Consider the following 14,441-nt stretch of genomic DNA (forward strand, 5'->3'; position numbering starts at 1 on the left):
TTCTTCAAGCAAACTTGTGGTCATGGCCCCTGTAAAAATTCTTGTGGTTGATGACGACCCGGCAATCCGAAATTTAATTCACCGTTTTTTGAGCCAGCAAGGTTATCAAGTTGAGTCTGGCGAGGACGGTCAGACTGGTCTGGAATTATTTGAGCAACTCAATCCTGACTTAGTAGTTCTAGATGTAAATTTACCTGATACAACTGGCTATAAACTGTGTCAAGAAATGCAAAGACGCACGGGCGTGTTTGTGTTGATGCTGACTGCCCGAACCGATGAAGCTGACAAAATGAAAGGGTTTGCCGAAGGTGCTGACGACTACATTACTAAACCTTTTAGTCTTGTAGAGATTGGAGCTCGCGTTGCAGCAATTTTGAAGCGTAAACGCATTGTTACTCCCGCGGAACAACAAAGTCTTACTTTTGGAGAGCTACTAATAGATCCGGTTCGCCGCGAGGTAATTCTCGGCAGCCAGATAGTTGCTTTGACTGCTTTAGAATTCGACCTGCTGTACTGTTTGGCTAGCAAACCCGGTCGCGTGTGGAGGCGATCGGAATTGCTGCATGAAGTGTGGGACTACGAGTATGTAGGAGCCGATCGCGTGGTGGATGTTCATATCGGTCAAATTCGCCGCAAAATTGAACTAGATCCCAATCAAATGCCGATGATTCAAACCGTCAGGGGGGTGGGTTACAAGTTTGAGCCAACAACCTAGTAGCATTCGCCGGCACGTCCGTCGGCACACCAGGCAGAAGGCAGTATAGGGGCGGGTTCACCAATATCTCTGATTCACATCCTCGATATTTGTAAACCCGCCCTCCCCACACAAGAATTCAGATCGATCGAGTATCTGATTGTTTTTTCTGCAAATACTCGCCCACTTCTCGTGCACGCTCAAAACCCCTTCGCACGCAATCTCCCAAAGCCACGCCGCCAACGTAGTTACTGCACAAATACACCCCCGGCAAAGATTTTAAGCCCTCATCGATTTGTTGCAGGCGATCGAAATGCCCCAAATTGTACTGAGGAATCGCCCGCTTCCACACATTCACCGCTAAAACTTTTGGCTGTGGCACATCTGGTTTCAGCAAAATCCGAGACAAATCTCGGTGCACCTCCCGAACGATTTCTTCTGAGTCGAGATTGCCAATTTCCGAGTCTGTTGCCCCGCCGATGAAACTGGTGAGAGTGTGCCAGCCTGCAGGCGTGCGATCGGCAAATAAACTTGATGTCCAAATCGTCCCCAGAGTGCGAATTCCCTGCCCCCTCGGAATTAAATTTCCAAAACCTACTAATTTACCCTTGACATCCGAATGCGGATATGCTAATACCACGCAGGCAACCGTAGGATAAGTAAAAGCTTGTAAAGCGCTGCTAACTTCCGGTTGCAGAGGCTGCAACAAATCGGCTGTAACGTAAGCGGGCGTTGTCAAAACCACGGTACGCGCCTCAACTTCCTGCTGTCCGTCGGGCGTCGAGAATACAGCAATGTAAGTTTCGCGTTCTGTACGATCGAGGCGAGTCAGATGCCAGTTGAGTTTCAGTCGATCGCCCAATTCAGCAGCGATCGCCTCTGGCAAAGCTTTCAACCCCTGTTTAAACGAACCCAACTCCCCCGGCCTAGTTTTAGGAACATTCGGGTCTGCAACAGTCTTTAGCCCCCCCTTGGTAAGGGGGGGTTGGGGGGGTCTTTTCCTAGCAGAAAGCAGCGCCCCCGCCACCAGCCCGCCACCCAGATCGGCCATCTTTGCTACCCGGCCAAAAGCCGCCGCTGCGCTAAGTTGTTGCGGATCGCCCGCATAAACCCCAGAAACAAAAGGTTCCACCAACCGCTGCATCACTTCCGTCCCCAGATGACGGCGGAAAAATTGAGAAACAGTTTCCTCGTTACCCTGCTGCGAAAGTCCAGCGCCCATTGCCGGCGCGACAAACCCCAAAGCCCCGAACAACGCCCGCAGTTTCCCCGGAAAACTCAGTAACTGAGACTGAATCATCGCCGGTGGAGTCATCGGCACCGGTTGCAGCTTTTTTTGCCAATACACAAAACGAGGCAATTTGCGATCGGCAAAAATCAACTCCTGCTTCAATCCCACATCCACAGCCAACTTCATCAATTCTGGCGTCGGCGAAAAACTGTTCGGGCCCTCCTCCCAGAGAAACCCCCCCGCTGTCACAGTGGTGATGTTCCCGCCCACACGTCCCTGACTCTCAGCGACTAAAATCTTCAGCGAGGATGGACTCGTTGCTTCCTTGTGAAGTGCGTGCGCCAAACTCAAACCGCTAATACCTGCACCCACAATCAAGGTATCTAATAGTTCCATATTACATAGAAAAATATCGCAATCTTTATGTTACATGGCTTTGCACGGCTTGCGTTCTTTGCCTCGCGTACTGCCAAACCGCTTTCAGATTAGCGAATTGGGAATTGGGAATCGGGAATTGGGAATCGGGAATTGGGAATTGGGAATCGGTAAGCTGTCGGGCATTTCTTAAGCATTTTTCTCGCAGGTTGTGGATTAACCTCTGCCCGTCTCCCCGTCTCCCCGTCTCTCCATCTCGCTTTTGTATCCGCTGGGTCTGCTTTAAAAAAAGAGCATCTGCTTTAATTAAGCTATATTCCCAAAAATACTATTTGTTTAAAATTTTTGTATTATAGGGAACAGCGCCGAAAATTGCACCGGGAAACGCAGCAGTACAGTGTCCAAAAAGATTTGACTGGGTTAAACTAACTTTAGGAAAATTGGAGAGCTTAAGCAAGTCAGCACCCCGCTCGGAAGAGATGGGGCTTTATGCCCTAATCAAAAGACATAGTTGACCAGCTATCGTCTTAACTGATTAGGTTATCAAAAATATGGGTGTAGCTCAAGCTGCTATGAGATAGCGGGTGAAATATTTGAAACGGTAATTGTTCCGTGGAAAGTAGATCGCAAAAGTACCAAGTGACCAAGTAGCCCTGTGTAGTAATAATCAATATTCAAGGCGGTTAAAACTGCCTGATGAGTGCTACCTCGATCGGTCTACTCACATCTTGCACCATTCTCGCTTAACAGGCTTTCCGGCTTGTTCCACAAAGATTTAATTTCTTGTGGGTTTGGCATCCTGCCCGCTCATAAAAGCTTATTGAAAATGGTGCAACATATGAGCCTAAAGACACGAGGTTTCCATAATACTAAGCTTTTCTCATGAAAAAATACCCATGCAGGAAGTTATCAACTCGTTTCAGTCTTTTTTCTCTAACTCTGTTGATGCTTTCCTAGAGTGCGATCGACAGCAAAAGTACCTATCGATAAATCCAGTCGCTGCTGCTTGGATGGGATTGGATCCGGCTGAAATAGTCAACAAAACTAATCAGGAATTATTAAAATTATATCCCAATAATGCTGCTGTTAAAAATATAATCTCGCAGATTGATTCTTGCCTGCAACAAGTATTTATTACCGGGGAAAAACGGCTGGCAATTCATGAGGTGACGACGGCAGACGGCGGGATTAAAATTTACGAAACTGCTTACACGCCAGCGGTGGATGCCTCTAGCAAGCAGATGCGGGTTTTGGGCGTCGGTAGAGATATCACCAGGCATTACCGCTGGCAGCAGCAGAAAACTCAACAGTTGCGCCGATCGAACCATTTACTGTGGTTGAATGCAGCTAACAGTCCCCTGGCAATGGTAGGCTGGGATGAAGATTTTCGGATAGTTCAATGGTCGAAACGCGCCGAAGAAATCTTTGGCTGGACATCCGATGATATGATGGGCAAGCAGTTCGGCGATTTAGATTTGGTTTGCGAGGAAGATAGAGAGACTGTAAGCGCGATCGAGCTTGAACTAGCCACTGGCAACGGCAATACTTCAATTAACCGCAACTATACTAAAAGCGGACAGGTAATTTGGTGTCGCTGGTTCAACTCGATTATTCGCAGCGGCGACACTTTTACTGTGCTTTCTTTGGTGGAAGATATCACCGATCGCAAACGGTTGGAAGCAGAAAAAGCCCAAGCTTCTCGCCTCACAGCAATGGTAGCCGATGTGGGTATTGCCCTCACCAGACACCCTCAAGATATCCTGCTTCCATGCTGCGAGGCACTGGTGCGAAATCTCGATGTCACTTCGGCGGAAATTTGGACTTTCAACACTCAACATAATGTTTGCCAATTGCAAGCAGTATCGGGAATATACAGCCGCACAGACGATCGCGCTAGCTTTATTGAAAGTAAGGTTAACTCGATCGCCAAACAGCAAAAACCAGAGTTTGACTGCGGATTTGAACTGAACAATTTTGGACTCCCAGAGGAAGAATCCCCGAAAGCAACAGAGGCGCAAAAGTCCGAAGTAGCCATTATCAACACCAGTCAAAAGCCGACAAATTGCCAAATTCCCAACCAAATTATAACCTTCGCCGGCTACCCTTTGATAGTCGAAGAACGGCTGGTGGGAGTCATGGTAATTATCAGCCGCCAGCCGCTGAGTGCACCTTTTCAGGAAACTTTAGCATCGGTTGCTGATGTCATCGCTTTAGGCATCGAACGCAAGCGTGCCGAAGCTGAATTACAATCAGCGAGAGGGTTCCTCAATTCCGTAGTAGAAAATCTGCCGGTGGGAGTTTTTGCTAAAGATGCTTCTTCGCTGAAATTTGTGCTGTGGAATAAAGCGGGAGAAACGATCGCAGGTGTTACCTCTGATGAGGCGATCGGCAAAAATGACTACGATATTTACCCCAAAGAACAAGCTGATGTTTTTACTGCTCAAGACAGGGAAATATTGACAGGCGATCGCAACCAATCTAATGTTAAAGACATAGCCGAAGAGCCGATCCAAACTCGCCACAAAGGTATGAGAATACTGCACACCCGCAAAGTGCCAATTCTCGACGCCGCAGGCCGTCCTCAGTACGTTTTGGGGATTACTGAAGATATTACCGAACGCAGGCAGGTAGACGAAAGCGTGCGCCTCTACGACCAAATTGTGGAGAATATGCAAATTGGTTTGTACGTCTACCATTTAGAAAATATAGACGATGATAGCACTCTCAGGGCGATCGCCTCCAATCCTGCAGCTACCCTATTTACCGGATTAGAAATGGCTGATGTTTTGGGAATGACAATCGACGAGATTTTTCCCCACCTGCGATCGAAAAACATTCCCCAAGCATTTGCTTCGGTAATTCGCACCCAGAAAGCCGTAGAACTTGAAGATATTGACTGCGATGAAGGGGGTCGAATAACTCGCGCTTTTTCTATTAAAGCTTTTCCATTACCCAACAACTGCGTCGGTGTTGCTTTTGAAAACATTACTGCTCGCAAGCGCCTAGAACTAGAACTGCAGGTAGCTTTGGAAAAAACCGAACGTTCCGAACAATTCCTGCGTACAGTTATAGACAAAACCAGCGACTGGATTTTTGCCAAAGACAAAAATTTTTGCTATATTTTGGTCAACAATAGTTTCGCTCGATCGATTGGTAAAACAGTCGAAGAAATCCTTAGCAAATCTGATTTAGACTTAGGGTTTTCAGTAGAGCTAGTGTTTGGAAATTCTGCCAAAAATATCCGAGGATTCCGCACAGACGACTCTGCTGTACTGGCAGGCGAAATTATCCACAATCCCTGCGATATGGCTACTGTTGCAGACGGTTCAGTACATATTTTGGACACCCAAAAACTTCCCCTGCGCGACGCTGAAGGCAATGTATTTGCAGTGCTAGCTTTCGCTCACGATATTACAGAAAGACATGAATCGGAAGCAGCTTTGCGTAGAAGTGAATCAAGATTTAGGTCTTTGGTAGCTAATATTCCCGGAGTGGTTTATCGCTGGAAGTGCGATTTTTCGACTAATTTTATTAGCGATGCCGTTTACTTATTAACTGGCTACCATGCGGCAGATTTTATTTGGGTTTTGGACAGGAGAAGCCGGACTTTTGCTAGTATTATTTACCCGGAAGATTTGGCAAAAGTAGAAGAAACTATTCGGCAAGGCATAGAAAACAAAGAGTCTTATAACTTGGAATACCGCTTGCTCGCAGCAGACGGCACGGTTAAATGGGTTTGGGATAAGGGTTCTCCTGTGTTCGACGCAGAGGGAAACGTTTGCTATTTGGACGGGGTGATTTTTGATATTAGCGATCGGTACTACGCAGAGGAAGCATTGCGCCAAAAAACTTTAGAGTTAGAAGCTGTTTTTCGCGCTTTACCTGATTTGTATTTTCGACTAGATGCTGACGGTAAAATCGTGGATTATTTGTCAGGAACTTCCTCGGTTTTATACGTGCCTCCCGAACATTTTATTGGTCAACGAATGACAGACATATTGCCACACAATGTCGCCTGCCAATTTACCCAAGCAATCTTTGAAGTTTCCGAAACAAGAAATTCCATCGATATAGAATATTCGCTTTCCATGTCGGAAGGAGAAACAACTTATGAAGCCCGACTGTTGCCGTTTAATTCAGATCAGATTATTATTCTAGCTCGCAATATTACCAAGCGCAAACAAGCCGAAGCTCAATTAAAACATAAAAATCGCCAGCTAGAGCAAACATTGAAACAATTAGGCCGGACTCAAGCTCAACTAATTCAAGCGGAAAAAATGTCTGGTTTGGGACAGCTAGTGGCGGGAATTGCTCACGAAATCAATAATCCTGTTAGTTTTATTTACGGTAATATCACTTACGCTAGTGAGTATGCCAAAAACTTGCTGCAACTGTGCAGTTTGTACCAAGCACACTACCCGGAACCTGTGGCGGTTATCCAAGAATTGGCAGAAGAAATAGAACTGGAATTCATGAAAGAGGATTTCCCGCACCTGCTGAGCTCAATTCAAACCGGAGCAGATAGAATTCGCCAAATAGTTCTGTCTTTGCGTAACTTTTCGCGCCTGGAAGAATCCGATCTTAAGCGTGTTAATATTCACGAAGGAATAGACAGTGCTCTGTTGATTTTGCAACACAAGATTAAAGAAAATGGTAGAAATCGTCCTATTCAAATAGTTAAAGAATATGGGAAACTGCCGCAGATACAGTGCTACGTGGGACAGTTAAATCAAGTGTTTATGAATATTTTAAATAATGCTGTTGATGCTTTAGCAGATGTCAGGCAGCGGAAGTTGGAATTGTCTAGTTATTCGGAAGAGGAGCGGCAAGATTTTCCTAGTTTACCTTTAAGTTGCGCGGCATTGCCGTGGATTCGGATTCGCACGGAGTTGCTGGAGAACAATCGGGTGGCGATCGTAATTTCAGATAACGGGTATGGCATGGCAGAGCCTGTTAAGTGTCGGGTATTTGACCCGTTTTTTACTACTAAACCAGTAGGCAAAGGTACAGGTTTGGGACTGTCTATCTCCTATCAGATTGTGGTGGAAAGACACGGAGGGACGCTGCATTGCATTTCCGCGCCTGGAGAGGGAACTGAATTTGCGATCGAGATTCCAATTCGGCAGAGGTAATTAGTCATTGGTAATTGGTAGTTGCACCAGAAAAATGATAATCTAATTAAAGGTTCTAAAAGTCAGGAATATTAGCATGGTATACAAAAACATACATACTTCTAGTGCCGTTGCCAAACAAATTAAAGAAGAAGAAGATAATGATGATGATTCCTATGTTGACTATTTTTATGACGATCAGGGGGCTCCGCCGGGAACTCTCGACTTAGAACCCGATGCGCCGCCTCCGGAGATTGTATTAATTGACTATTGCGACACAGCAGCTACTCGCGCCCACTTGGCAAATCCTCAAAAAGCGGCTGCGTATTTAGATACAGCATCTGTTTCTTGGGTTGATATGTTGGGATTAGGAAACAAAGAAACTTGGCGGCAAATGGCCGAAGTATTTAATTTGCACGTAATGGCTCAGGAAGATGTAGTTAATGTTCCCCAGCGACCGAAAGTAGTAGACTATGAAGAACATCTTTTAATCATTGCTTGGATGGTGATGCTGCATCCAGAATCAGATACTTTTCATAAAGAACAAGTAAGTTTTATTTTGGGCAAGCATTACCTGCTAACTGTTCAGGAAGAACCGGACTATGATTGTTTTGAACCAGTGCGCGATCGCATTCGTAAAGGACAAGGAATGATTCGCAAACACGGCGCAGATTATCTGGCTTATACTCTGTTAGATTCGATTATAGATGGATTCTTCCCTGTATTAGAAGTTTACGGAGAGCGCATTGAAGAATTAGAGGATGAAGTGGTGGTGAACCCCACCCGCAAAACCCTGGAAAAAATCTATAAAATCCGGCGAGAATTGCTGACGCTGCGCCGCGCCATTTGGCCGCAGCGGGATGCAATTAATGTTTTGATTCGAGATAGTAGTGATTTGATTAGTCCAGAGGTGCGAATTTACCTGCGGGACTGTTACGATCACACGGTGCAGGTGATGGATATGGTGGAAACCTATCGAGAGTTGTCTTCTGGTTTGATGGATGTTTACTTGTCTTCGGTTGGTAATAAAATGAATGAAATCATGAAATTGCTGACGGTAATTTCGAGTATATTTATTCCTCTAACTTTTGTGGCGGGAGTATACGGGATGAATTTCAATACAGAGAAATCGCCCTTGAATATGCCGGAGCTGAATTGGTATTTTGGCTATCCGCTGTGTTGGGCTGTTATGGTAGGAATCGCATCTGGTTTAGTTTACTTTTTCTGGCGTCGCGGCTGGTTTGATAATTTTTCTACTATCAAAGATGACTCATTAAAGTAACCGAATTGAAGATTTGAGATTGGGTATTAAAGATTGAAGAATTCAAAATCCTGTTAGGTGAAAAGGTTTCCTGCCCCTAGTTGAATCCGTGCGATAAATCCTTGGATGATAATTGCCAACTTTTGTGCCCCCTGATTCATCCGTGAGTGATTTTAAGGGAGTTGCAGGGAAATTTACAGCATATTCCATATATGTGTAGTACAGAGAAACCGGGTTTCTTGAACAGAATCAGTTTAAAGGCTAGAACTGTAAAGAAACCCGGTTTCTGAGGTGTACTTCACAAACCTGGAATATGCTGTAATTGTTGGGCGGGCTTTCGGGCCCACCGTACAAGAGTTTGAATAAACACAAATGTTGCACCATTGTCAAGAACAGGCTTTCCGGCCTGTTCCACAATAAAATTCATCTCTTGTGGAACAGGCCGGAAAGCCTGTTCATAAAAAGCTTATTGACAATAGTGCCAGATGTGAGAGTAAACACAAATGTCCAAGTTAAGTGGGCGACAATTTAAAATATTCAATCTCAAATCCCAAATAGATTGACGAACGATCGCGTACAATAAATCTGGGGAAAAAGTAGGCGCAGGCGGTTGCGGATTAGCGAAAGCTTGTCTGAGGAAAGTCCGGGCTCCCGAAAAACCAAACTTGCTGGGTAACGCCCAGTGCGAGCGATCGTGAGGATAGTGCCACAGAAAGATACCGCCAATTAGTCATTAGTCAGCAGTCATTGGCCATTAGTAAGTAACTGAGGATTTTTGACTGGGAAGCAACAACTAATTTGGTAAGGGTGCAAAGGTGCGGTAAGAGCGCACCAGCAGCATCGAGAGGTGCTGGCTCGGTAAACCCCAGTTGGGAGCAAGGTCGGAGGGACTATGGTTGGTTTTTTACCAGTTCCGTTTTTTGGTACCGCTTGAGGCGTCTGGTAACAGGCGTCCCAGATAGATAACTGCCCTCGAAAACTGCTTGCAGTTGAGAGAACAGAACCCGGCTTATGTCCGACTTTTTCCTCCCCCCATTTAATTAAAACTACCGCTTGGGAATCAGGTCAACAAATCTTTTCGACCTGTTTTATGTTGGGAAAGGTGTGCACTGCACACCCGGAGGAAGATTTTGGGTAAGGTGCACCATAAGCACCCGGAGGAATATTTAGTCTTTCAACTAAATTTTTTTTATTAATATGAATCTGATACCTGTTAAAAAAAATAATGCAACTTTTGAAAAGCTCCAAACCCGGATAGTCATCCGTGATTCCCACTTCTAAAATCTAAAATCTAAAATCTAAAATCTAAAATCTAAAATCTAAAATGGTATGATTTATCCGGGTCGCCAAAAGCAACTTGAAACATTAATTGAAAAATTGGGACTGACGAAGAATGCTTCGATAAAATGGCATCTCGTCGATTTAGCTTTGACTCATGCGAGCGCGTCAGCTAAGGCGAATTACGAGCAACTAGAGTTTGTCGGGGATGCAGTAGTGCGGCTGGCTGCGTCGGAATTGTTGTTTGAGATTTATCCTGACTGTACAGTGGGAGAATTTGCTGCGATTCGATCGATCTTGGTGAGCGATCGCATTCTTGCTAAAATCGCTGAAAGTTACGGGTTCGATCGCTATTTAATTGTTTCCAGCAGCGCCGCTGCAGACAAAACAGGCGCTGAGCCCCGGCTGGCCGATGCTTTGGAAGCGGTACTGGCTGCGCTTTATTTGAGTACCCAAAGCTTAGAATTAATTCGCCCTTGGCTAGATTCTCACTTTCAACGCTTAGCGGCGGAAATCCGCAGCGATCCGGCTCGCCAAAACTACAAAGCTGCTCTCCAAGAGTTGACTCAAGGCAAATACAAAACTTTGCCTAAATATAGCGTGCAAGAAACTGGGACAGTGCAGGGCGGAGAGGATCGTTTTACCGCAGAAGTTCTCATTCAGGGAAAGTTGGTAGCAGAGGGAAAAGGTCGATCGATCAAAGCGGCCGAACAAGCAGCGGCTCAGGCAGCTTTCAATAAATTAGTTGGTAGTGAGTAGTCAGTTGACTGTTGACTGTTGACTGGTGTTATCAGTTATTGGTTATTTGTTAGGAGCGCGAATTAAATAACTTACAATTTTAATTGTTATTGTGGGATGGGCTCTTATAGCCCGTCCAAAAAGGATGGGCGTCCCGCCCATCCCACTTTCAAGAGTGGAAGTTATTTAATTCTCATTCCTTAGCTGATACCAATAACCAATAACCAATAACCAATAACTACTGCAAACAGTCAACAGTCAACAGTGATTTTTTTGAGTTAAAACATAGATAATAATAACAAAATATGCTAAAATTGCTGTGCGATTTTTGAACTTATAATTAATGAAAATCGGAATAGCTGTATTGGGTGCAGGCCGCTGGGGAGTTAACCTAATTCGCAACTTTCTCGAACATCCCAACAGCCAAGTTTTAGCGGTGGTAGACCCGAATCGAGATTCATTGGCTGCCGTTCAAAAACAGTTTAATCTTGATGCCTCGGTGATTCTAGCTACCGATTGGTCTCAAGTGCAAGCCTTGCCGGGACTGCAAGCTGTGGCGATCGCCACTCCAGCTTCCACACACTACACCCTCGCAGCCGCAGCGCTGAAACAAGGCTACCACGTCTTAGCAGAAAAACCCCTCGCCCTCAACCTGACTGAAGCAATAGAACTCTGTCAATTAGCCGAAAAACAACAGCGGCAACTCTTCGTTGACCACACTTATCTGTTTCATCCAGCAGTCGATCGAGGCCAAAGAATTATTCAACAGCATCAACTTGGAAAATTGCGCTACGGTTACGCCCAGCGCACCCATTTTGAACCGGTGCGCCATGACGTTGATGCCCTTTGGGACTTGGCTATTCACGATATCGCTATTTTCAATACTTGGTTGGAACAAACGCCAATTGAAGTAAGGGCGATCGGCACTGTTTTTCCGAAGGAAGAGGGAAGTTCGGCAACGGATTCTGTAACGGATGTAACGGATGTAACGGATGTAATGGATGTCAAAAAGAAGGAAGAAGGAAGAAGAAATAGGGAAGAAGGAATAAATCAAGAAGCAGCAGAAATTGAAAATCAATTTTCTCCTTCACTGCTGACTACTAATCCTGCAGAAAAACTAGCAGATTTAGTTTGGGTAACGCTCACCTATCCCGACGGATTTCAAGCATTTATTCACCTGTGCTGGCTAAATCCCGACAAACAACGGCGCTTAACAGTTGTTGGCAGTTTGGGAACCTTGATTTTTGACGAAATGTCGCCAGAAACTCCCCTGATTGTGCAGCGTGGGAATCCAGATTGGGGAGGCGAAGAGAATAACTCTTTTGAAAGTGCGATCGCGCCGCAGCCAAAGAGCCTCAGACACCGCGAAGTGTTGAGTTTAGAACAAGTAGAACCGCTGAGGCGAGTGTGCGATCGCTTCCTCAATTCCGTGCAAACAAATACCCCCTGTCTTACCTCTTCGGGCACCGCCTCCGTCGAATTAATCCGCATTCTCAGCACTTTGAGCAAATCCCTCGAACTCGGCGGACAGCCCCTAATACCATTTTAGATTTGAGATTTTAGATGGGGAACATCACTCCTCAATTTTTAAAACTTCCCTTTTCCGTTACTAAGTCGGGGCTGTGAAAATAAAAACTTGACTGCTGATTGACAGGCAAAGAAATCATCACCGTAGTACCTTGATTCACGCCCGCGCTGTGCAGGGTAATGCTTCCGCTCATAGATTCCATTATCCTTCGCGAGATAGCCAAGCCCAAACCGTTACCGCCAAACTTGCGAGTTGTAGAACCATCAGCCATCACAAAAGGTTGAAACAATTTCTGCTGGTGCTCGGGATCGATACCAATTCCCGTATCTTTAATTGTCACCACCACCCAATCGCTTTGACCGCTGGGGCCCGTCGTACTTTCAGCACTGCCGTTAAAACTACCAGAATTAGTTCTCGACTCTAGTCGCACAGATATATTAATGCTGCCCGACTCTGTAAACTTAACCGCATTGCTCAAAACATTTAAAAACACCTGTTTTAGCTTCTCCGGATCGGCATGAACAATAATCGGATCGTGAGGAGCTGGCAAACTTAACTTCAAGCCTTTTTCCTCGATTGGACTCGCTTGCAAATCAATCGCGTCTTCAAGTACCTGAGTAATATCAACTACTTCTAACATCATGGAGAACGTGCCGGATTCTATTTTAGCAATGTCCAAAATATCATTAATAATATTGAGCAATTGCATTGACGAGTCGTGGGCCCGCTGTAAAAATTCCATTTCTTCATCTCGGTCATCGCAGTAGCCGTCCCGCACAATTTGAATAAAACCAATAATTCCGTTGAGCGGCGTTCTCAATTCGTGAGAAATATTCCCCAAAAATTCATTTTTTAATTGATTGGCAACTTGCGCTTCTTTGGTGGCGACTTCCAATTCTTTTGCCCAGGATCTAAGGCGCTGCACCATGCTGTTGAGTGCTTCTGATAGTTGATTGAATTCCCTAATTTGGAAATCTTGGGGCACTGTCTGCGACGCTTCTGTATCTACTTTCATCGCGTAGTCTCTCAGTTTTTCCACAGGACGCGCCAAGTCGCGAGACAGATATAAAGTGGCGATGATACTAGCAGCAACCAAACCTACAATTAAATTAAATAAAACTTGCTGAATTTCTTCCAAACCCGACAGAGCGTAATCTAAACGAGAGACAGCTAAAATAATCCACTTGCTGTTCTCCTGTGTAGTTGAAGGACTCGGGATAGCGGCGTATCCTGCTAGCAACTCTACACCATTTCTTTCAAAGGAAAATAGGTGGAGAAAAGCTGTTCCGCCGGCGATCGCCCTTCTGACAATACTTTTTAGTCGAGCGGCATCTGCCTCTTGGTCAATATTGCGGCCCACGCGATTGATATTCGGGTGCGCCAAAATCGTCCCATCTTGGTCGATCGCCACCGTATAGCCAGCTAAAGATCCCTTGGGAGCGCTGGTTTGGACAGGCAATGCCGACTGCAGACTCAAAGCATAACTCAACTGCAGGGTATTGCCCCGACGAATGTAAACAGGAGCGCTCAACACCAAACTCGCTTGGCTATCGGAGCCTTCTTTACCCGCATCGGGAAAATCCTCAGCCCCCAAAGCCGCCTTCTGATCGTTTGCTGTCCCCTGTCGCTGCGGAGGTAAGGACAGACTGATGTAAACGCTCTTGTCGTCCAGCAGCGTTTGCTGCTGCTGTACGGGTGGCCAAAATTTTGTCGGCAACGACTGAATCGGCTGCTGCCCGCAAGTGCTTGCTATCACTTGATTTGTCTTTAAATTAGTCAATTGCAAGCAATCAACCTGCGCTGGCAACCGCTGCCCTAATTGGGCAATAAACTTTTGATAATCCTTCGGATCTACCGACTGCAACATCGAGCTTTCCGAAGCGCCGATCAGATTCGACTTCAGCGATTTCGCCCACTGTTCAATAGTGTCTGCTTTTCTGACTGCACTTTCTGTCAAGTTTTGACGAGCAGTTTCCAGAAGCGTCGAGCGTGCCTTGCGATAGGTAACATACTCCCCCACCAGTAGAACAGGTACGCTGAGCAACAAAATCCGCGACAGTAAAATACGGCGAAAGGAGGATTGACCTAACTTAACCATAGGAAATATCTAAATTAAGGTGCAACACCCAACAGCGACCATTAAAGTGAAATAAACCAGACCGAAAGCATGAATCTGTCTAGGGGGCTCTGCTGACTGGACAACACAGCTTCCGAACAACATTTAA

8 protein-coding genes and 1 other RNA gene are annotated in these 14,441 nt (G+C 45.6%); 7 read left to right on the top strand and 2 right to left on the bottom strand.

What is annotated here, in order from left to right:
- Window positions 1-22: 22 nt before the first annotated feature.
- Entirely contained in the window at window positions 23-715 is a 693-nt protein-coding gene (locus QUB39_RS22205) for a response regulator transcription factor (protein WP_333051401.1), read from the top strand.
- A gap of 118 nt (window positions 716-833) precedes the next feature.
- On the opposite strand, the gene hemG is transcribed toward QUB39_RS22205, so the two are convergent.
- On the bottom strand, window positions 834-2,321 hold the full coding sequence (hemG, locus tag QUB39_RS22210) for a protoporphyrinogen oxidase (protein ID WP_333485163.1): 1,488 nt from the start codon (window positions 2,319-2,321) through the stop codon (window positions 834-836).
- A gap of 34 nt (window positions 2,322-2,355) precedes the next feature.
- Here hemG and QUB39_RS22215 point away from each other — a divergent pair, with 34 nt between their 5' ends.
- The 6 genes from QUB39_RS22215 (at window position 2,356) to QUB39_RS22240 (ending at window position 12,237) form a co-directional block, all read left to right on the top strand.
- Window positions 2,356-2,493: a hypothetical protein gene (locus QUB39_RS22215; RefSeq protein WP_333233720.1), complete on the top strand. Its 138-nt coding sequence runs from the start codon at window positions 2,356-2,358 to the stop codon at window positions 2,491-2,493.
- Window positions 2,494-3,196: 703 nt separating this feature from the next.
- Window positions 3,197-7,432 carry a PAS domain S-box protein gene (locus QUB39_RS22220; protein ID WP_333051404.1) on the top strand — a complete coding sequence of 1,412 codons (4,236 nt, stop codon included), beginning with the start codon at window positions 3,197-3,199 and terminating at the stop codon, window positions 7,430-7,432.
- Window positions 7,433-7,508: 76 nt separating this feature from the next.
- Window positions 7,509-8,693, top strand: a complete 1,185-nt coding sequence (gene corA / locus QUB39_RS22225) for a magnesium/cobalt transporter CorA (RefSeq protein WP_333051405.1) — start codon at window positions 7,509-7,511, stop codon at window positions 8,691-8,693.
- A 572-nt stretch (window positions 8,694-9,265) separates the two neighbouring features.
- An RNA gene (gene rnpB, locus QUB39_RS22230) (RNase P RNA component class A) lies at window positions 9,266-9,699 on the top strand.
- A gap of 302 nt (window positions 9,700-10,001) precedes the next feature.
- Window positions 10,002-10,709, top strand: a complete 708-nt coding sequence (rnc, locus tag QUB39_RS22235) for a ribonuclease III (protein WP_333051407.1) — start codon at window positions 10,002-10,004, stop codon at window positions 10,707-10,709.
- 322 nt (window positions 10,710-11,031) lie between these two features.
- Window positions 11,032-12,237, top strand: coding sequence for a Gfo/Idh/MocA family oxidoreductase (locus tag QUB39_RS22240; RefSeq protein ID WP_333051409.1), 1,206 nt, complete (start codon window positions 11,032-11,034; stop codon window positions 12,235-12,237).
- A 31-nt stretch (window positions 12,238-12,268) separates the two neighbouring features.
- Here QUB39_RS22240 and QUB39_RS22245 read toward each other — a convergent pair whose 3' ends face one another.
- Entirely contained in the window at window positions 12,269-14,314 is a 2,046-nt protein-coding gene (locus tag QUB39_RS22245) for a sensor histidine kinase (protein WP_333051410.1), read from the bottom strand.
- Between the last annotated feature and the right edge of the window lie 127 nt (window positions 14,315-14,441).

This window comes from Microcoleus sp. AT8-B5, assembly GCF_036705565.1.
Lineage (GTDB): Bacteria > Cyanobacteriota > Cyanobacteriia > Cyanobacteriales > Microcoleaceae > Microcoleus.